The organism is Anaerosoma tenue (assembly GCF_023161965.1).
In the GTDB taxonomy this organism is placed as follows: Bacteria; Actinomycetota; Coriobacteriia; order Anaerosomatales; family Anaerosomataceae; genus Anaerosoma; species Anaerosoma tenue.
Genome location: NZ_JALNTY010000001.1, coordinates 774,702 through 793,525 on the forward strand (window position 1 = coordinate 774,702; position 18,824 = coordinate 793,525).

The following is an 18,824-nucleotide window of genomic DNA, read 5'->3' on the forward strand; positions in this document are numbered from 1 at the left end:
CTACCCCACCGTCCCGGTCACAAGCGGCACGATGAGCTTGTCCACCACGCCGGTGAGCACGATCATCACCAGCGCGGCGGGGATCAACCGCTTCCAGCCGAGGTCCATGAGCTGGTCGATCCGCACGCGCGGGTATGTGCCGCGGATCCACCACATGAACACGATCCCGAGATAGGTCTTGAGGATGAACACCGTGGGAGCGAGCACGGGCACCGCGTCGTACCAGGCCATCGGTATCCACGGCACCAGCCAGCCGCCGAAGAAGAGCGTCACGCCGATCGCCGAGACGATGAAGGTGTTGGAGAACTCGGAGAGGTAGATCAGACCGAACTTCATCGCCGTGTAGTCGGCGCCGAAGCCGGCCACGAGCTCCGACTCGGCCTCGGACATATCGAACGGCGTCTGGTTGACCTCGATGAGCGACGCGATGACGAAGATCACGAACGACGGCCACAGCAACGGGTTGGCGATGAACCATGCGGGGATGAACCCGAGGTGAAGGCCCGCCTGCGCCTCCACGATCCTGCCAAGGTCTGTGGTGCCCGCGAGCATCACCACCGGGAGGACCGAGAGCAGCAGCGGCACCTCGTAGGCGATCTGCATCGCCGCCGAGCGCATACCGCCCAACAGACCCCACTTGTTGCCCGACGACCAGCCGGCCAGCAGGATGCCGATGGGCACCACCGAGAGCGCCGCAAGCGTGAAGAGCAGTCCGGTCTCAAGCGAGGTGGCCTTCAGCGTGTCGGAGAACGGCAGCGCGAGGTACGCCATGAACGACGGCACGAACACGATCATCGGCGCCAGGTAGAAGAGCGCCTTGTCGGCCAGCCGCGGCGTGAGGTCCTCCTTGGTGAGGAGCTTGATCACGTCGTTCATCGTCTGCAGGATGCCGTGCGGCCCCACGTGCATCGGGCCGAGGCGGATGTGCAGGTGTCCGAGCACCTTGCGCAGCAGGTAGATCATGAACACGCCGTTGGTGAGCATCAGGCCGATGATCGACACGAGCTTGACGACGACCTCGAGGGCGGGACTCATCGATCCACCTCCCCGAGCATGATGTCGGTGGAGCCGATCATCACGCAGCCATCGGCGATCAGATGACCCGGGATGATGTCCTCGAGCGCCTGGAGCGCGTAAAGCGACGGGCCATGGTAGTGCATGCGGTACGGTGACATGCCGCCATCGGTGACGAGATGGACCCCCACCTCGCCTCGTGCCGACTCCACCGACGCGTACACCTCTCCCGCAGGCGGTCGCAGGACCTTGGGCACCTTGGCGGTGTGCTCGCCCTCGGGCATGCCCTCGATGCACTGGCGGATGATGCGGTTGGACTGCCGCATCTCCTCCATCCGTACGGAGAACCGGTCCATCGCGTCACCCGTGGTGCCGAGCGGGACATCGAAGTCCATCTCGTCGTAGGCGTCGTAGGGGCGCCGCTTCCGCAGATCGAAGTCCACGCCAGCGGCGCGAAGGTTGGGGCCCGTGAGGCCGAAGGCGAACGCCTTCTCGGCGTCGATGACGCCGATGCCATTGAGGCGGGCCTGGAAGATCTCGTTGCCCGAGAGGATGGCGTCGTGCTCCTCGACGTACGTGTCGAACGCGTCGCAGAACTCGCGGATCTTCGTGTCGATGCCCACGGGGAGGTCGGCCACCACGCCGCCGGGGCGCACGTAGTTGAACATCATGCGGGCGCCGCTCACCGCCTCCAGGATGTCGAGGAGCGACTCGCGGTCGCGCATCGCATACAGGAACGGCCCCATGGCGCCGGTATCGAGCCCCATCGTGCCGTACCAGAGCAGGTGGGTGGCGATGCGGTTGATCTCGGCCATCATCACGCGTATCCACCGCGCGCGGCGTGGCACCTCTATCTCCATCAGCTGCTCCACGGCGAGCGCCACGGCGGTCTCACCCATGATGCCCGACACGTAGTCGCCGCGATCCATGAGGGTGCCGATGGCGTCGAACCGGCGGTGCTCGGCGAGCTTCTCGATCCCGCGATGCAGATAGCCGAGCGTGACCTCGGCGTTCTTGATCTCCTCACCGTCGAGCTCCACGAGCAGGCGCAGCACGCCGTGGGTGGAGGGATGCTGGGGGCCCATGTTGACGATCAGGTGCTCGGTGGCGAGGTCGTCGACGCCGGTGGGCGCCCGTCGGATACCCGCCGGTGGCGTTCCGGGATCGTGCGTGCCCTCGGCAAGAAGGCCGACGGTCACGATGTCGTCGCGCGCGTCGCTCACCGGTTCTTCACCTCCTCCTCGCTGCGGATGGCAACGTCCTTGCGCAGCAATGGAGGGATACCGTCGGTGGTGAAGAGCCGCTTGGGGTTAGGATGCCCCGCGAGACGGAGGCCGAGAAGCTCGGCGGTCTCCCGCTCGGGCATCAACGCCGAGGGGTAGACGTTCCAGGCGGAGTGGATCTCCGCGTCATACGCGACGGTGGTCTTGAGGTACGCCTCGCAGTCCATCGAGTAGGACCGCAATCGCCACGTGAGTTCGATCGCCTCACCGGTGTCGATACCGTCGAAGTCGACGAGCGACTCGTAGCCGCCCGCGCTGAACGCCGAGAGCGCATCGATCGCATCGTGAGCCGCCACGCGGGCCACGACGCCGAGAGCGGCGTCCTCCGCCTCGACCGCCACACCGGCCGCCGCGACAAGCGTCCGGATGTCATCGATGCCGGGCCGCATTGCGCTCCTCCGTCTTCGCTCTGATCTTCTTGCGCAGTTCGATGAAGGCGTACTGCACCGACTCCGGGCGCGGTGGGCATCCGGGGATGTAGACATCCACCGGGAGAACCTTGTCCACGCCCATCACCACGTTGGGGTACTCGCGGAAGGGGCCGCCGGTGGACGCGCACGCCCCCATCGCCACGACCCACTTCGGCTCGGGCATCTGTTCGTACAGGCGGCGGACTGTTTCGGCCATCTTCACGTTCACGGTGCCGGCCACGATCATCACGTCGGCCTGACGCGGCGAGTTGCGGAAGAACACGCCCGAGCGGTCGAAATCGAACCGCGGGCCCGAGGCGCTCATGAGTCCTTCGATCGCGCAGCACGCGATGCCGAAGGAGATGTACCAGAGGCTGTTGGTGCGCGCGAGGTCGAAGAGCTGCTCGCTCTTGATGAACAGCAAGGAGTTCTCGCCCGTGAGACGGTCTAGCGCCATCTGAGCGCGCCCTCCTTCCAGGCGTAGGCCAACCCGGCAGCGAGAATCGCGATGAAGACGACCATCTCCACAAGGATGAAGAGCGGGAGCTGGCCGTAGGCAACGGCCCACGGGTACAGGAAGACGGTCTCGATGTCGAAGACCACGAAGAGGAGCGCGTAGACGTAGTAGCCCACACGGAACTGCACCCACGATGGACCCACCGGCTCGGAGCCGCACTCATAGGGCTCGAGGCGGTCTGGCGCATCTGCTCCCTTTGGCGAGAGCAGGTTCGAGACCCATACGACGAGCACGACGAAGGCGACGCCGAACAAGAGGAACACACCCACCGCCAGATGATCCAGCCCGGTGGCACCCGTCAACGTCCCGCCTCCTTCCCGCTCTCACACCCGGCACCCTGAGGTGGCAGGTGGCCCGTGGATACAGCGGCGCCCTCTCAACGGGCAGAGCATACATCCCGTCAGGGGCGCGTCGCGACAAAGTAACACGAGTTACATTCTCGCGCAAGAGGCGTGTGTGAGGCGTTTGACGCTAGGGTACGAGGGCGCTCACCGTAGCGGGAATGGCAGCCGAGAGCGCGCTCGTACCGCCGAAGTACTCGACCTGCCGCACTGTCTCGCCGTTTGCCGCGATCAGCCCGGCAACAGGAGCCGAGAGAGCGCTCGGTGCCGTGAGCAGGAGCGGTCCGCCGCGGTGGGCCATGACAGCGCCACCCGCCAGCGCATCGGCGTAGCCGGCGCCCGAGGCGAGACCGATGTCGGCCATCGGGATATCCCACACCTCCATGGAACGGATCACGACGGTCACGCCGGTCGAGTACCGATCGCTCCCCGCCCATCGGACCACGGTGACGCCCGGGAGCGCGTCAACCGTCGCCTGCACCGCGGCTCCCACCGCAGCCGTACCGCCGGCGATGTACACGTCCCGGGTGCCTGCGTTCACGAGAAACGTCCTGGTCTCCGCGCTCAGAGCGTCCGATGGCGTGAGAAGGACGGGTACTTTCTCCTTGGCCGCGATCGATGAGACCGCGAGCGCGTCGGCGAAGTCATCCCCTCGCACCAGGAACGCCTGGCCCGTGACGGCGCCCAGGCTGACGGCTTTCTCGGCCACGGCGCGCGCGGTGGCGTAGCGGTCCCGTCCGGCGATCCGCTCGGCGACGATGCCCGAACCACACAGCCGCTCGAGCACGGCATCCGAGACGACGCTCCGGCCTCCCACCACGTACACCTTCTTCACGCCGAGCGTTCGCAGCGCGGCGGAAGTCGCACCGGGCAGCACATCGGTGCCCGCGAGCAGGATGGGTCCGTCCACGGCGCCGGCGAGCGGCGCGGCGGCAAGCGCATCCGCGAACGAGCCCCCGCACGCGATCACGGCGGTCGACGCGCCATCCGAGAACGAGTCGATCGCCGCCTCCGCCGCAGTCTCATAGCGGTCGTCTCCCGCATACCGCGTGGAGATCGGGCCGGCAAGCGTGTCGCCAGGTGGGACCACCGGCGCCGCGAACGTCGTAGCCGGACCGGTCAACGCGCCGAAACTCGTGCGGAAGACCACATCCACGGCGGCGCTTGTCCCCTCGGCGTAGATGTCGCCGGAGAGGCGGACGTCATACTGCTCCCCCGCCTGGAACTCGCACAGGTCGTCGGGGTCGGGGCGGAAGATGAACGCGTTGCGCGCGTCACCGTAGTAGCTGAAGTCTGTGGTGAAGAACTCGCCCCATATGTCGGTGTCGGACGCATCGAACGTCCAGGTGCGCCCGTCCGAGACGCGCCTCAGCGTCACGACGTACGCGAGCCCGTCCCCGTTCTTGTCGGTCCAGTCGTACCGATCGGGGTTGAGCGTGATAGACCACGGCGTGACGCCAGACGAGCGGATCCCCTCGGCGAACTCCACCGGAAAGATGCCGGGGGACGGCCAGGCGATGAAGTCGTAGGAGACGTCGTCAGCCCGGGAGCGGTCCGTGGCGTATGTGGTGATCCTGGTGGTGTAGCCGTCACCCGCGAAACCGATGCCGGTACGCATCATCGACGGGTTGAGCAACCACCGCCGGTGGCCGAGCGCGGGGATGTTGCTCGAGCTGGAGTCGTCGAGGCACGCACGCTCGAAACTCTCGGCGTCCGGGTAGCCCAGCCCGATGTTGCTCTTGGAGGTGGCCTGATAGCCGCGCTCGTAGAACTCGTCGCCCATATCGTCCGGCTGGGCCGGATAGTGCGTGAGGGACGTGCAGGTGGCCAGCAGCACGGCGCCGTACTGCCCGTCGAGGTTGAACGTCGGGTCGGCCACCACATCCGAGGGCAACCCGGCGAGGTAGCGCCCGTAGTTGATGATCCCGAGCCCGTCTTCCACGAACGCCTGCGTGGTCTCGCCGGGCGCGTACGGCGCCACTATAGACGGGACCCGCACGTACGGCGTCCCCTCGTACGTCGGCGCGAGCGCCTCCCAACGGGTCCGCAGATCCGCCTCCGTGCGCGCGTACGTGTCAACGGACCAGACGGCGGCGTGCGCCGCCGGCGCGAGGGCTGCGGGTGCGAAAAGCGATGCAACGGTGACCGCAAGTGCCGCCAGACGCAGACGGCGCGGACCGAGGATGGGTCGGCTGTGCGAGATCATGGACCTCCCGGGGGTCATCGCCGACAAGGGTAGCAAGGATAGTGCCGCCCGCGGGACCCAGGGGGCACCCATCCGACAGACGGTCGGAGCACGGGCAGGAAAACGAAGACCCGCGGGAGGCGAACCTCCCGCGGGCCGGTCTTCTGTGGAGCCGACGAGCGGATTCGAACCGCTGACCTGCGCATTACGAGTGCGCTGCTCTACCAGCTGAGCTACGTCGGCATGACGCCTATTCTGCCGGAGCGGACCCGCTCTCCGGACGCGGCCGGCGGCGTCTCCGCCTCCGCCCGCTACTGCTGGTGGTACCACCCTCCGTGGAGGGCGTCGTGCCCTGCTGCTTCTGCGAACGATCGGTCCGCTTCTGCGTATCCTGCCCGGACCGTCCGGACGACTTGCCGCTCTTCTTCTGACCGCCCTGCTTCTGCTGCCCGTCGCTCTTCTGGGCGTCCGGCTTCGACCCGGGCTGTTGGCCGCCGCTTTTCGAACTCCGCCGCTTCCGCCGAGACGACTTGGGGCGCTGGGAGGACTTCTCCTCCGTGATGCGCTCCGCCTCTCGCAAGGTCGGCGTCGTCCCACGAGCCACCGCAACGGCCGCTGCCTGCTGCTCCACTACCGCGGTGTCGAGCTTGCACGGACATCCTCGCCCGGCGCTGCAGTCGAGCGCCGTGAGCGGGACCGTCAGCTCCGGTCCGCCCTGCTGCCGGACCGTCAGCGTCTCCCTGGGTACGTTCATCGACGAGATCTTGCCGAACGTACCGTCGGAGAAGTCCACCTGCGTGCCACACTTGGGCGCCCGCTGCTTGAAGTCCTTGTACGCCTCGTACTCGTACCGCAAACAGCACATGAGTCTGCCACACAGCCCGCTGATTTTCAACGGGTTGAGCGGCAGGTCCTGTTCCTTGGCCATGCGGATCGAGACCGGCTGGAACTCGCCGCCGAAACGCACGCAGCATAGCTGCTGACCGCAGTGGCCCAGACCGCCCACCATGCGCGCCTCGTCGCGCACGCCCACCTGCCGCATGTCGATCCGATTGTGTATCTCGGATGCGAGCTCGCGTACGAGCTCGCGGAAGTCGACCCGCTCCTCCGCGGCGAAGTAGAAGATCACCTTGGAGTCGTCGAAAAGGTGCTCCACGCCGATGGGCTTCATGTCGAGGCCGTGCTTGCGCACGAGTTCGCGGAACCGCTCGAACTCCTCGGCCTCACGTGCCCGGTGGCCCTCCTCCGTCGCGTCGTCCTCGGCCGTGGCGATGCGAAGCACAGGCTTCAGCGCCGCGGGGACGTCCTCGTCGTCGACGTCGCGCGGCGGGAGGACCACCTCCCCGTACTCCTGGCCTCGCTCGGTGGTGACTATGACGTTGTCGCCCTCTTCGGGCTGCGTACCGGCCGGGTCGAAGTACAAGACCTTGCCGGCGTATCTCAAGCGGACTCCCACTACCGTGGGCATCGTAGAACCTCCTGTATGTCGAACAGCATGGCCTCGACGGCCAGCTGGGGGCTCACATTATAGGCCATGCGCTGTCGCGCGCGACCCACCGCATCCAGCGCGCGCAGCGCGGCGGGCGTGCTCAGCACCCGCGCCACCTCGGCGGTAGCGTCCGCGGCATCCACGTTGTCTACCAGCTCAGCCGCGCCCCGCGCCATCACCAGGCAGTCGCGCACCCAGCTCTCGGTGACGCTCATGATCTCGGTGACGCCTTCTCGCTCACGTGCCGTGAGCTCACGCTTCTGACGCTTCTCGAGATCGCTCATCACGCCCCGGGAGAGGAACTCGCGGACGCGCTCCGCCTCCTCGGCCTGAGCCGACTTCATCTCCTCCACAGGCGCACGCACCGCACCAAGCAATTCCCGGGCCGCCATGAGCACGTCGTGCCCATCCATCACCGCGAGCCGCTTGAGGATGCCGAGTATCGTGGAGCGCGCGTTGCGCCTGCCCGGGGAACCGAGGAACTCGATCGCCCGCGGGATCACACCGTCCGATGCCGCCAGCGCGGCCTGCGCCTCGGTCTCGCCGGCTCCGCTTCGCTCCATCACGAGGGCCCGCGCCACCGATGGCGGCACCGGCGCGAACCGCACGATGCGGCACCGCGAGGCGATCGTCGGCAGCACGTCCTCGAACTCCCGGGCGATAAGCACCATCACCACGTCGGCGGGCGGCTCCTCCAGCGTCTTGAGGAACGCGCTCGCGCTCGCGTCGTTGAAGCGGTCGGCGCCCTCGATGATGTACACCTTTCGAGACGCCTCGGCGGGCCTGAGGTGCACGTCGCGCACGATGTCGCGGATCTGCCCCACCACGTAGGTGACGCCCTCGGGGGCGAAGATGTGGAGGTCGGGGTGCGACCCGGCGCGCACACGCCGGCAGTCGCCGCACGAACCGCATCCGCCGTCGTCGCAGAAGAGCGTGCATGCCAACGCTCGCGCCGCGCTCTTCTTCCCGGCGCCGGTGGGCCCGACGAAGAGGTACGCGTGGGCGACCGTGCCGCTCTCGGCGGCCCCTCTCAGGTGCGACACGACCCGCTCCTGGCCGATCAGCCCGTCCCAGACGCAGCGCGTCATGGCGTCAGCCTCGCGAGCAAGGGCTCGACATGCCGCCACACGACCTCGGCCACCGATGCCTCCGAGCTGCGCGGAACGACCTTCACACGCCCGGGCTCCGCCTCGGCGATGCGCAGATAGCCTACGCGCACGCGCTCGTGGAAGTCGAGCCCTGCGGCCTCCAGGCGATCCATGCCTGCCAGGGCCGCCTGCGCGAGACCAGCGGCCGGGTCCACATCGAGCAGCAGCGTGAGGTCGGGCACGAGCCCGCCGGTGGCGATCCGGTTGAGCTCGTGCACCTCCTCGACCGACAAGACGGCACGGCCGTACCCCTGGTAGGCCACGCTGGAGTCGGCGTACCTGTCGCAGAGCACGATCGCGCCCGCCTCAAGGGCCGGACGATAGTGTGCCGCAACGAGCTGCGCCCGGCTCGCCTCGTACAGCAGCAGTTCGGCGCGAACGCCAAGCTCGACATGCACCGGATCGAGGAGGATGTCGCGGATGCGCTCGCCGGGATCGCCCGGGGCCACGCCGCCGGGCTCGCGGTACGTGCGCACCTCATGGCCGAGCGACCTGAGACGCCCGGCGAGCAGGGCGATCTGGGTCGACTTGCCCGAGCCGTCGCCGCCCTCGAAGGTGATCATCAGTCCGCTCACTGGTCGTCCACCCCCTCTCCGGTGGTTGCCGGTCGTTCAGCCGCGCCGTTCGAGCCGATGCGCGCCTCCTCGTACAGGTCGTTCCCGGCTGCGTCGAGCGCCACCCACGCCGGGAGCTCCTCGAGCTCCATCCTGACGAGCGCCTCGGTGCCGAGGTCGCCGTAGGCGACCGTCTCGGCGGAGACGACCTTCGTGGCGAGCAGGGCGGCGACACCGCCCACGGTGGCGAGATACACCGCGCCATGCTCCATGCACGCCCGTCTCACCTCGGCTGAGCGTGTCCCCTTGCCGATCGTGGCAGCGATGCCCGCCTCCAGCAGACGGGGCGTCCATGCGTCCATGCGGCTCGCCGTCGTGGGCCCCACGGCGCCCGCGGAACGCCCCGCAGACGGCGGGGTGGGACCCGCGTAGAAGAGCACCTGGCCTTCGAGCCCGAACGGCAGCGTACCCGCCGCCCCGAGGTCCTCGATGAGCCGTACATGTGTCGCGTCACGGGCCGTGTACACGGGTCCCGAGAGCAGCACGCGGGTCCCCGCACGCAGGGTTCTCAGGCGGCCGGCGTCGTCCGGCAGCCGTATGCGGACCGCCTCACTCATCGGCGATCGTCCTCTCCTCGTCTCCGGCCGTCGACGTACGCCAGTCGAGCGTCCGGTACGCATAGTATGCCGCGCCGAGGACGATCAGTGACGCGAGCTGAAGCGTGACACGGGGCCCGCTGAACCATGACGGATCGGCCATGCCTTCACTCAGACCGCCGATCAATGCGGCAAGCAGGTCGGCAAGGGGGGCCACGACCACCATCGACAGGAGAAGCGAGACCCTGATCACCGACTCCATCGCAGTGAACACGCGGCCCCGGAGCTCGCCGGTGACGGTACGGGCCACATAGGTGTTCCCGGCGACCGTGAGCGAAGCGATGCAGAAGCCCGCCGTGATGGCGAAGAGCAGCGATACCCAGTACAGGCTCACGCTCGCGAACACGAACATCCCCACCCCGAAGACGGCCACCGCCCCGAGGAACAGCAGCTGCAGCGACACCCGATCGGCGATCTTCGGCGCTATCACGGCGCCGGCAGCCATCCCCACGGCCATCAGCACCAACACGAAGGTCTGCGGCGCGGCCACCAGTCGCTGTATCGCCTCGAACTGCTCGAGGATCGGCACGCCGCGGGCAAGGATGTCCTGTACGTACGCGAGACCGACGGTGATGATCGAGCCGCCGCCGAGTATCGCTGTCGCGATCGTGATGAGCAGACCGCGGAACTCGCGGTGCTCGCCCATGAACCTGAACGACTCCAGCATATCCTTGCCGATGAGCGAGAACTGAAAGCGCCCGGTTGCGTCCCGCCGGGCTCGCGCATCCACCTTGATCCTGCGCAGAAGCAGCGCCGAGGCGACAAAGGTGAGGCTGTTGAGGATCACGCCCGCACGCGGCCCGAGGAGCGCGGGAGTGAACGGTCCGACGAACACGTCCACCAGCGGGAATCCGCTCTCCAGGATCCACCGCACGAGCGCCTCGAAACCGGCAAGGATACCGCCGGACATCGTGAGCCCGATGAGCATGCTCGCCTGCTGTGTCGTGTACGCAAGTCCGTTCGCGACAGCCACCTCATGATCGGCGACGAGATCCGGGATCAGCGCATTGCGCGCCGGCGAGAAGAACAGCGAAGCCACCTCCATGAGCAACACCACGAGGTAGATGACGGCCAGGCTGTTGGTGGTGAGCAGCAACAGCGTGAGCAACGCGCGGATGATGTCGCAGGCGATCATCAGACGCCGTCGGTCGAAATGGTCCACCAGAGCGCCGATGACCGAAGAGAACAGCAGCGACGGGATTATCTTGGCGATCATGATGCCCGCCACCGCGAACGCCGACCCGCCGGAGAGCGTGGTCACGAGCGGGATCAGAAGTCCCACGACCAGCCAGTCGCCCAACCCGCTCACGAACTGCGACAGCCAGAGCATGCGGAAGCGTTTGTTGCGCAGGACCGCTGTGTACGGCACCTTACCGGGCCGCACCGCGCCTCCGACGCCTGTTGACGTGGCGGCCACTCAGCCGATCTCCACGGTCACGGTGCGCAGCGATGAACAGCCGAGGTTCACCGCGACCGGCAGCGCGGCGATATGGCACGGCGCGGTGACCACGTGCACGGCGAGCGCCGTCGTTGCCCCACCGAGACCGGCCGGACCGATGCCGAGCGCGTTCACGTCGGCCAGGAGCGCGGCTTCCAGCGATTCGGTCTGCTCGTCCAGTGAAGCGGAGCCCACCTCACGGAGCAGCGCCTTCTTGGCAAGCTTGCCCACCGAGTCGAACGTCCCTCCCACACCCACGCCCACCACCAGCGGCGGACAGGCGCTCGCTCCCTTGGCGGACACCGTGTCGAGCACGAGACGGCGCACGCCCTCGATTCCTGCCGAGGGCTCGAGCATACGCACCACGCTCGCGTTGTCTGATCCGCCCCCCTTGAGCATCACGTGCACGGTAGCTCCCGTGCCCGGTCGAAGCGTCACGTCCAGGAACGCAGGCGTGTTGTCGCCGGTGTTGCGCCGGTCGAAGATCGCGTCTCTCACAACGCTCATCCGCAGAGCGCCCTCGCGGTACGCGGTACGCACGGCCTCATCCACGGCGGCGGCAAGATCGCCGCCCAGCCGCTCCTCGAGACTGAGCTCCACCCACACCCAGGTGGCACCCGTGTCCTGGCACAGCGGCACGCCATCGCGCTCGGCTATGGCTGCATTCTCCAGCATCTGGGAGAGCACCTCGCGACCACGGGCGGACGATTCCGAGACAGCCGCCCGCTCGATCGCCGAGCGCACGTCGGCGCGGAGCGACGTGGCGGCGATGCCGATGGCGCTGCGGACAGCCTCCCCTATGTCCCGCGAGGAGATCACGCTCATCCCTCGGCGCGGCCGACGGCGTCGGCGATAGCGGGCACCACGCGCTCGTCGAAGATCGAGGGGACGATGCGATCGGGCGATGGATCCTCGATGAGAGTCGCGAGCGCCCGGGCAGCCGCGAGCTTCACTGCGGTGGTCACGTGCGACACGCGATGGTCGAGCAGGCCGCGGAACAGGCCCGGGAAGACCAGCGCGTTGTTGATCTGGTTGGGGAAGTCCGACCTGCCCGTAGCTACCACGGCAGCGCCTCCGGCGCGAGCCTCATCGGGCATGATCTCCGGCACGGGGTTGGCGAGCGCGAACACGACCGGCTCCGACCTCATGCGGCCGATGTCCTCAGCGTTGAACAGGCCGGCTTTCGACACTCCGATGAAGACGTCGGCGCCATCCAGCACGGTGCGCCCCTGCTCCCACGTCTGGTCGGCGGAACTGAGCGCCAGCACCTCGCGCTGGTCGGGATTGATGTTCTCCCGGTCGGACGTGAGCACGCCCTTGCTGTCGCTTATCCTGATGCACGTCATTCCGTACGCCACCAGCAAGTGCGCGATCGCCAGACCGGCCGCCCCCGCTCCCGATATCGCTATGCGGACATCGGAACCCTTGCCGGTCACCTTGAGCGCGTTGATCAGTCCTGCCAGGACCACGATCGCCGTACCGTGCTGGTCGTCGTGGAACACGGGGATATCGAGCTCGGCGGTGAGCCGCCGCTCGATCTCGAAGCAGCGGGGGGCCGAGATGTCCTCCAGGTTGATGCCGCCGAAACCCGGGGCGAGATAACGCACGGTGTCGACGATGGCCTGAGGATCCTTCGTGTCCAGGCAGATCGGCACGGCGCTCACACCAGCGAACTCGGAGAAGATGGCGGCCTTGCCCTCCATCACCGGCAGTGCTGCCTCCGGACCGATGTCACCCAGACCGAGGACGGCCGAGCCGTCGGTCACGATGGCGACCATGTTCTGCTTGCCGGTGAGGTCGCGCACCGTGCTGCGATCCTCTGCGATGACCCGCGACACCTCTCCTACGCCTGGCGTGTACACGATGCTCAGGTTGTCGCTGGTGAGTGTGAGCGTGGACACCATGGCGACCTTGCCATGGGCATGCCGGTGGAACGCGATCGGGTCGGACGGCTGGACCATTGATCTCCCTCTTCTGACGACGCCCGTCCCCGGTGGGATGAGCAGGATGCGACGTGGAACGACCCCCGCGATTCTACCATCCGCCCGCGTGCGCCGATTCAGCCGAGATCGGCGGGGTAATCCACCTCGAGCTTCCGTCCCTGATGGGATGCCACACGCTGCGCCAGCAGCGGCGGAACCTGGGGCATGGGGTCGGGAGACTCGGGCGGTCCCACGGGACGATCCACATCCGCATACAGAACGTCGTCGCCGGTGAGCGCCTCGGCCAGCACCTCGCCCAGATAGACGGCCGCCGAGCCGCCGTGGCCCGGCTCGCCGGGGTCGGCGCCGTCGGTGCCTACCACGATCACCAGCGATGCGAGCGATGTGCTGAGCGCGATGGCGAACTCGAGCGTCGCCTCGGCCTGGATGTCCGACTCGGCATGCGGCGCGAGCACGAGCACACCGGGGGCATGGGCACGCGCGCATGCCAACGCCTCGGGGGTGAAGCATGAGTCGCCGGTGAGTATCGCAGTGACTCCCGGGGTGTCCTGATCATCGAGGGCCGAGCACGACTCTCCCGGCTCGACGTATGCGGCGGTGACCGCCACCCGCGGCGCATCCTCTTCGAGCCGCCGCCAGAGTTCGTCGTTGAGCGGACTTTCGGCGACCGCCGGGACCTCGGGTAGCACTACCCACTCCGCACCCCTTGCCCCGGCCCGGACCACGGCGCCAACCAGCGCCTCGAGGTCCTGGGCGGGCGCCGGACGTACAGCGTGTTGCACGACCGCGATCCTCACGTCACGCTCCTTCCGGTTCGGCCACCATGGGGTTCATCCCCCGGCCGGGCCATCGGGTCACGCGTCGGACGGCTTCTTACGTGCAGCCCGCTTGGCGCCGGTGGTCTTCTTCGCGTCCGCGGACGATTTCTTCCCCGCCGAGGACTTCCTGCCGCCCGAGCCCCGCTTGCCCGACGAGGAGGAACCCTTGCCGCCGCGAGCGCCGCGGGAGCGCTCCGGCTTGAGCGGGCAATCAGGATCGACACAGATCTTCCACGGGCCCTTGCGGGTATGGACGATGACTTTGGGCGAGCCGCACTCGCACCGCTCCTCGGTGGCTTCGATCTCGCCCTGCTGCGGCAACGGGTACGCCGTCTTGCACTCCTCGTAGTTCGTGCACCGGACGTACCGGCTCCCCACCTGCGAGTACGCGACCTTGAGATCCCCGCCGCACGTGGGACATCCTCCGGGCGCCACCATGATCTCGGGGCCCTTCTTGGTGGGGCAATCGGGATTGAGGCACATGATCCTCGGCCGCTTCTTGAACTGGATGACACGCACCTGGGGCGTGCCGCACACCTCGCACAGCTCGTCCACCGCCTGGTACTTGGCGTTCTTCGGCAGCGGGTAGGTGACGGCGCATTCGGGATAGCCTGAGCACCCGACGAAGTAGTTGCGGTTGCGGGGCGAGTACTTGATCAGCAGGTCGTGCCCCGACTCGGGGCACTTCCCCACCTTGGCATCCTCGTCGACGGCGCCCTTCAGCAGCTCGGCGATCGCCTCGACGTTCTCGAGCAGTTCGTCCACAACCGTGGCGAGCGCGTTCTGGGAGTGCCCCACAACGACCGGAAGCGAGGAGCGGCCGTTGGCGATCGCGTCCATCTCACGCTCGAGCGATCCGGTCATCTCCGGGGTGGTGATCTCCACCGCGTACGTGGACAGCGCCTCGATCACGGTGCGCCCCTTGTTGGTGGGCTCGATGGGGTCGTTCTGCACATACTTGCGGTCGTAGAGTGTCTGGATGGCGTCGTGTCGTGTCGCCTTGGTGCCCAGGCCCAGCTTCTCCATCTCCTGGATGAGCTTGCCCTGCGAGTACCGGGCGGGAGGCTGGGTCTGCTTGCCTTCCATCTCCGCTCCACGGAACTCGATCTCGTCGCCCTCGGCGATCGTGGGAAGATTCTCGTCCTTGCGCGACCCATACGGGTAGATCGCCCGGAAGCCCGGTGAGACGACGACGTCGCCCTTGGTCTTGAACTGCTCCCCTGCCACGTCGAGCGTGACCTTGGTGCTCTCTACGACGGCAGCGTCGGAGAGCGTCGCCATGAACCGCCGGGCCACGAGGTTGTAGAGTTTCCACGCACGAGGCTCGAGCTTGTCGGGATCCGGCGCGCCTGTGGGATGGATCGGTGGATGGTCGGTCGACTCCTTGGAGCCCTTCGTCGGCTCCAGCTTGCCCTTGGCGAGCAGCCGCTGGGCGTGCTCATGGTAGAAGGGCACATCGGACAGCGTCTTGAGGATGCCGCGCAGATCGAGGCTCGGTGGATAGACGGTGTTGTCCACGCGTGGATACGACATGTAGCCGCTCATGTACAGAGACTCGGCGATGCGCATCGTCTGCGCGGGCGTGATGCCTTCCGAGGCCGCGGCGGCCATGAGCGCGGTGGTGTTGAATGGCGCCGGAGGCTGCACCTTGCGCCGCGAGCGGTCGACCCCGGTGACCTGCGCAGTGGAGGCGCCCGCGATGGCGTCCATCACAGCCCTGGCGGCGGCCTCCTTCTTGAACTTCTCGGTCGCATGTCCGGCAAGGAACTCCTCGTCGGCAGCGGCGAACGCACCGCGCACCACCCAGTAGTCCTCGGGAACGAAGGCGTCGCGCTCCTTCTCCCGGTCGACGATCAGCTTCAGCGTGGGCGTCTGCACACGTCCTGACGACAGCACATCGCCGAACGGCTTGCGGGTCTTCGTCTGGAGCGCGAGCGTCAGGTACCGCGTGAGCACGGCGCCCCAGATGAGGTCGATATCCTGGCGCGTCTCACCCGCCTGCGCGAGTTCCTCGGACAGCGTGTCCTCCTCGGCGAATGCGCGCTCGATCTCGTCCTTGGTGATGGCCGAGAACCGCACGCGCGATACCGGGACGTCCTTGTTGACCGACCGGACCACGTCGCGCGCGTCGGCGCCGATGAGCTCGCCCTCGCGGTCGAAGTCGGTGGCGATGATGACCTTCTCCGCCTTCTTGGCGAGGTTCTTGATCGACTGGATGATGCCCTTCTCCTTGGGCACCTTCTCCACGTGGACCCGAGTGAGCACGGGAAGGGTCTCCAGGCGCCACTTCTTGAGGTCGATCTCGCCGTTGGCCTCAAGCAGGTCTTGCGCTCCGGCGCCCAGGACGCGCGGGTCGTTCGACGCGAGCTCGCGCACCGCCGTCTCGTCGAGCACCGGCGCGAAGTCGACCTCCATGATGTGGCCCTTGAGGCCGATGGAGACCCAGTCCTCACCGTCGCGGCGGAACCGGTAGACGGGCGTCGTGTAGACCTTCTCGGCCGTCGGCTTGCCCACCGCCAGGATCTCTGCGATGCGGCGCGCTGCTATGTTCTTCTCCGAGATGATGAGCTTCATGAAGGCGTTCTCCGCCCGGTCGGTGGCGACTCCTGCCGAGTATATACGGGGCGTCAAGCCGGAACCGGAACGGATCCTTACCGGAGACGGATCACGGGCTAGAGCCCGACATCCCCGGAACGCGCCTTCATGGCGTCGAGAGCCAGGGCCAGGAACTCGTCGCGCTCGAGGCCGATCTCCTCGCAAGCGGCCATCTGCTCGCGGCTCGCTCCACGGGCGAACGCCTTCTCCTTCCAGCGCTTCCTGAGCGACCTCAACTCGACGTTGGCAAGCGCCTTGTCAGGCCGCACGAGCGCCGCAGCCACGATGAAGCCGGTGGTAGGGTCGGCGGCGTAGAGAGCCGCGTCCATGACCGTCTCCCGCTCGACCTTCCCGGCGTGCGCAAGGATGGCGTGGATCTGCTCGTCGTCGAGTTCGTCCGCCAGCAGCTCGGCGGTCACCACGCCGTGACGTTCGAAGTCCTCCGCCGTCTCGGCGTAGTCCAGGTCGTGCAGCAGCCCTGCAAGCGCCCAGCGCTCCACGTCCTCATCAGGCAGTCCAAGGTGGCGGGCGAGCGCCTCCATGATGATCTCGGTCGCCACGCAGTGGTTCACGAGATTAGCCGAGGGGATCCGCTCGCGTACGAGCTCCAGCGCCGCGGCCCGGTCCATCATGACGCGTCACCGTCCCTGGCGGCATCGATACGGGCGGCAAGCCACTCGGTCCACGCCGCCACGCCGTCACCCGTGGTGGCCGACATCGGGAACACCGGCACCTGGCCGTTGAGACTGCGAACGACCTCACGGAACTCCGTCTCGTCGAAGTCGAACACGCTGAGCGTGTCGTACTTGTTGAGGATCACGGCCTCCGAGACCTGGAAGATGTTCGGATACTTGTACGGCTTGTCGTGCCCCTCGGGCACGGACAGGATCATGACCTTGGCACTCTCTCCGAGATCGAAGTCGGACGGGCAGACGAGGTTGCCCACGTTCTCGATGATGATGAGGTCGATCTCGTCGAGGTCGAGCGTCTCCACTGCCCGACGCACCATCGCAGACTCCAGGTGACACGCGCCTCCGGTGTTGATCTGCACCGCCGGGATGCCGTGTGCCCGCACCTTCTCGGCGTCCACCTTGCTTGCGATGTCGCCCTCGATCACCGCGATCGAGTAACGGTCGCGCAGCGCAGCGATCGTAGCGAGGATGGTGGAGGTCTTGCCGGCGCCGGGAGACGCCATCAGGTCCAGGACGAACACGCCGTGCTCGGCGAAGAGCCGCCGGTTGGCTTCGGCGAGCTCGTCGTTGACCGCGAGGATGCGCTGTTCGATGTCGACCTTCACGCGTCGCCCTCCTCATCGATATCGATGCTGTCGATCTTCAGCTCCCGCCCGCGAAGCAGCGCCACGACCCATCCTTCGCATGACGGGCACTGCGCGCCGGAGTAGCGGTCGTGGGCCCACTCGTGACCGCAATCGGCGCAGCGCGACACCGGTGCAACCATCGTGACCGTGAGCGCAGAGCCCTCGGCCATCGTCTCGGGCGTTATCGCCTCCCACGCGAACTGCAGCGCATCCTCCATCACCTCGGTGAGCTCACCGATGGTCACGAAGACGCGGGTGATACGCGTGGCGCCAGCGTCTTCCGCCGCGTCGAGCGAGGATGTGAGGATGCCTTCTGCGATGCCCATCTCATGCATGCGATGACCCGCTAATCGTCTTCGTCTTCGTGTTCGATGTCCGGTATGGCTGACGCCTTGATCTTGCGGCGGAGCATCAGCCGCACGATGAGCATGCTGGCCTCGAAGAGCGCGATCATCGCTCCGGAGAGCGCCGCCATGCTCCAGGGGTTCCAGTCGGGGGTGATCATCGATGCGATGATCACGATCGCCACCCACACGACCCGCCAGTTCTTCCGGAGCTTCGCGTAGGGGACCACGTTGAAGTAGACGAGATAGAAGACCACCACGGGGACTTCGAACGCGAGGCCGAAGCCGGCGAGGAACCACATCGCGAACGTCATCGCGCTCTGGGCGCGCAGCATCAGCTGGAAGGTCTCGCCGCTCTGGTCCACGAGCCACTGGGCGCTCGGCTCGAGGATGAACGCGTAGCAGAAAGCGACGCCCGCCAGGAACAGGAGACCCGCCGCGATCGCCGTCCACCCGAACCAACGCCGTTCTTTGCTCTTGAGCGCCGGAACGAAGAACGCCAGGGCCTCGTAGATGATGAGCGGGCTGCTCACCACGACCGCCCCGAAGATGCCGAGCCGGAACCGGTTGGCCATGGCCTCGAGGAGGTCGATCGTGTAGCCGCCCTTGTCCCCCATGACCGGGAGCATCGGCCCCAGCAGGAGGCGGTAGATCTCATCGGAGTAGTAGTAGCCCACCAGGGTCAGTACGCTCAGAACGGCTATGACCACGGTGAGGCGCTTGCGGAGTTCGTTCATGTGCTGCATGAACGGCATACGCTTGGGAGAGATG

Annotated in this window: 19 protein-coding genes and 1 tRNA gene; all 20 read right to left on the bottom strand. The window is 67.1% G+C overall.

Going from position 1 to position 18,824, the window contains the following annotated elements:
- Window positions 1-1,035, bottom strand: coding sequence for an NADH-quinone oxidoreductase subunit NuoH (gene nuoH, locus MSB02_RS03845; RefSeq protein ID WP_267193882.1), 1,035 nt, complete (start codon window positions 1,033-1,035; stop codon window positions 1-3).
- Window positions 1,032-2,237, bottom strand: a complete 1,206-nt coding sequence (locus tag MSB02_RS03850) for an NADH-quinone oxidoreductase subunit D (RefSeq protein WP_267193883.1) — start codon at window positions 2,235-2,237, stop codon at window positions 1,032-1,034. Before MSB02_RS03850 ends, nuoH begins: the two co-directional genes overlap by 4 nt.
- On the bottom strand, window positions 2,234-2,686 hold the full coding sequence (locus MSB02_RS03855) for an NADH-quinone oxidoreductase subunit C (protein ID WP_267193884.1): 453 nt from the start codon (window positions 2,684-2,686) through the stop codon (window positions 2,234-2,236). The genes MSB02_RS03850 and MSB02_RS03855 overlap by 4 nt, the downstream gene beginning before the upstream one ends.
- Window positions 2,667-3,164, bottom strand: coding sequence for an NADH-quinone oxidoreductase subunit B (locus tag MSB02_RS03860; protein ID WP_267193885.1), 498 nt, complete (start codon window positions 3,162-3,164; stop codon window positions 2,667-2,669). The genes MSB02_RS03855 and MSB02_RS03860 overlap by 20 nt, the downstream gene beginning before the upstream one ends.
- Complete coding sequence (locus tag MSB02_RS03865; RefSeq protein ID WP_267193886.1) at window positions 3,155-3,526, bottom strand: NADH-quinone oxidoreductase subunit A; 372 nt, start codon at window positions 3,524-3,526, stop codon at window positions 3,155-3,157. Before MSB02_RS03865 ends, MSB02_RS03860 begins: the two co-directional genes overlap by 10 nt.
- Window positions 3,527-3,695: 169 nt before the next feature.
- Window positions 3,696-5,771, bottom strand: a complete 2,076-nt coding sequence (locus MSB02_RS03870; protein ID WP_267193887.1) for a cell wall-binding repeat-containing protein — start codon at window positions 5,769-5,771, stop codon at window positions 3,696-3,698.
- Window positions 5,772-5,917: 146 nt separating this feature from the next.
- A tRNA-Thr gene (locus MSB02_RS03875) sits at window positions 5,918-5,993 on the bottom strand.
- Window positions 5,994-6,000: 7 nt separating this feature from the next.
- Complete coding sequence (locus tag MSB02_RS03880; RefSeq protein ID WP_267193888.1) at window positions 6,001-7,218, bottom strand: PSP1 domain-containing protein; 1,218 nt, start codon at window positions 7,216-7,218, stop codon at window positions 6,001-6,003.
- A complete protein-coding gene (gene holB / locus MSB02_RS03885; RefSeq protein WP_267193889.1) occupies window positions 7,206-8,327 on the bottom strand; it encodes a DNA polymerase III subunit delta' in 1,122 nt (373 codons plus the stop codon). Before holB ends, MSB02_RS03880 begins: the two co-directional genes overlap by 13 nt.
- Window positions 8,324-8,962, bottom strand: a complete 639-nt coding sequence (gene tmk, locus MSB02_RS03890; protein ID WP_267193890.1) for a dTMP kinase — start codon at window positions 8,960-8,962, stop codon at window positions 8,324-8,326. The genes holB and tmk overlap by 4 nt, the downstream gene beginning before the upstream one ends.
- The gene (locus tag MSB02_RS03895) at window positions 8,959-9,558 is read right to left on the bottom strand and encodes a FumA C-terminus/TtdB family hydratase beta subunit (protein ID WP_267193891.1); all 600 of its coding nucleotides are present in this window, start codon (window positions 9,556-9,558) and stop codon (window positions 8,959-8,961) included. The genes tmk and MSB02_RS03895 overlap by 4 nt, the downstream gene beginning before the upstream one ends.
- The gene (locus tag MSB02_RS03900; RefSeq protein WP_267193892.1) at window positions 9,551-11,014 is read right to left on the bottom strand and encodes an MFS transporter; all 1,464 of its coding nucleotides are present in this window, start codon (window positions 11,012-11,014) and stop codon (window positions 9,551-9,553) included. Before MSB02_RS03900 ends, MSB02_RS03895 begins: the two co-directional genes overlap by 8 nt.
- Window positions 11,015-11,860: a fumarate hydratase gene (locus MSB02_RS03905; RefSeq protein ID WP_267193893.1), complete on the bottom strand. Its 846-nt coding sequence runs from the start codon at window positions 11,858-11,860 to the stop codon at window positions 11,015-11,017.
- Window positions 11,857-12,996: an NAD(P)-dependent malic enzyme gene (locus MSB02_RS03910; RefSeq protein WP_267193894.1), complete on the bottom strand. Its 1,140-nt coding sequence runs from the start codon at window positions 12,994-12,996 to the stop codon at window positions 11,857-11,859. The genes MSB02_RS03905 and MSB02_RS03910 overlap by 4 nt, the downstream gene beginning before the upstream one ends.
- 98 nt (window positions 12,997-13,094) lie before the next feature.
- Complete coding sequence (locus MSB02_RS03915) at window positions 13,095-13,775, bottom strand: carbon-nitrogen hydrolase family protein (protein ID WP_267193895.1); 681 nt, start codon at window positions 13,773-13,775, stop codon at window positions 13,095-13,097.
- 57 nt (window positions 13,776-13,832) lie between these two features.
- Window positions 13,833-16,370, bottom strand: a complete 2,538-nt coding sequence (locus MSB02_RS03920; RefSeq protein WP_267193896.1) for a DNA topoisomerase I — start codon at window positions 16,368-16,370, stop codon at window positions 13,833-13,835.
- Window positions 16,371-16,468: 98 nt separating this feature from the next.
- Complete coding sequence (locus tag MSB02_RS03925) at window positions 16,469-17,023, bottom strand: HD domain-containing protein (protein ID WP_267193897.1); 555 nt, start codon at window positions 17,021-17,023, stop codon at window positions 16,469-16,471.
- Window positions 17,020-17,688, bottom strand: a complete 669-nt coding sequence (gene hypB / locus MSB02_RS03930) for a hydrogenase nickel incorporation protein HypB (protein WP_267193898.1) — start codon at window positions 17,686-17,688, stop codon at window positions 17,020-17,022. The genes MSB02_RS03925 and hypB overlap by 4 nt, the downstream gene beginning before the upstream one ends.
- Window positions 17,685-18,044 (bottom strand): hydrogenase maturation nickel metallochaperone HypA, encoded by a 360-nt coding sequence (hypA, locus tag MSB02_RS03935; RefSeq protein WP_267193899.1) that lies wholly within the window; start codon window positions 18,042-18,044, stop codon window positions 17,685-17,687. Before hypA ends, hypB begins: the two co-directional genes overlap by 4 nt.
- An 11-nt stretch (window positions 18,045-18,055) precedes the next feature.
- Window positions 18,056-18,790 carry a twin-arginine translocase subunit TatC gene (gene tatC / locus MSB02_RS03940; RefSeq protein WP_267193900.1) on the bottom strand — a complete coding sequence of 245 codons (735 nt, stop codon included), beginning with the start codon at window positions 18,788-18,790 and terminating at the stop codon, window positions 18,056-18,058.
- Window positions 18,791-18,824 lie beyond the last annotated feature (34 nt).

Coding starts and splice junctions, on each gene's coding strand:
- MSB02_RS03860 (WP_267193885.1), bottom strand. CDS start 3,164: ATGGCGCTAGACCGTCTCACGGGCGAGAACTCCTTGCTGTTCATCAAG.
- holB (WP_267193889.1), bottom strand. CDS start 8,327: ATGACGCGCTGCGTCTGGGACGGGCTGATCGGCCAGGAGCGGGTCGTG.
- MSB02_RS03855 (WP_267193884.1), bottom strand. CDS start 2,686: ATGCGGCCCGGCATCGATGACATCCGGACGCTTGTCGCGGCGGCCGGT.
- MSB02_RS03905 (WP_267193893.1), bottom strand. CDS start 11,860: ATGAGCGTGATCTCCTCGCGGGACATAGGGGAGGCTGTCCGCAGCGCC.
- MSB02_RS03870 (WP_267193887.1), bottom strand. CDS start 5,771: ATGATCTCGCACAGCCGACCCATCCTCGGTCCGCGCCGTCTGCGTCTG.
- MSB02_RS03925 (WP_267193897.1), bottom strand. CDS start 17,023: ATGATGGACCGGGCCGCGGCGCTGGAGCTCGTACGCGAGCGGATCCCC.
- nuoH (WP_267193882.1), bottom strand. CDS start 1,035: ATGAGTCCCGCCCTCGAGGTCGTCGTCAAGCTCGTGTCGATCATCGGC.
- MSB02_RS03910 (WP_267193894.1), bottom strand. CDS start 12,996: ATGGTCCAGCCGTCCGACCCGATCGCGTTCCACCGGCATGCCCATGGC.
- MSB02_RS03895 (WP_267193891.1), bottom strand. CDS start 9,558: ATGAGTGAGGCGGTCCGCATACGGCTGCCGGACGACGCCGGCCGCCTG.
- MSB02_RS03920 (WP_267193896.1), bottom strand. CDS start 16,370: ATGAAGCTCATCATCTCGGAGAAGAACATAGCAGCGCGCCGCATCGCA.
- hypA (WP_267193899.1), bottom strand. CDS start 18,044: ATGCATGAGATGGGCATCGCAGAAGGCATCCTCACATCCTCGCTCGAC.
- tatC (WP_267193900.1), bottom strand. CDS start 18,790: ATGAACGAACTCCGCAAGCGCCTCACCGTGGTCATAGCCGTTCTGAGC.
- MSB02_RS03880 (WP_267193888.1), bottom strand. CDS start 7,218: ATGCCCACGGTAGTGGGAGTCCGCTTGAGATACGCCGGCAAGGTCTTG.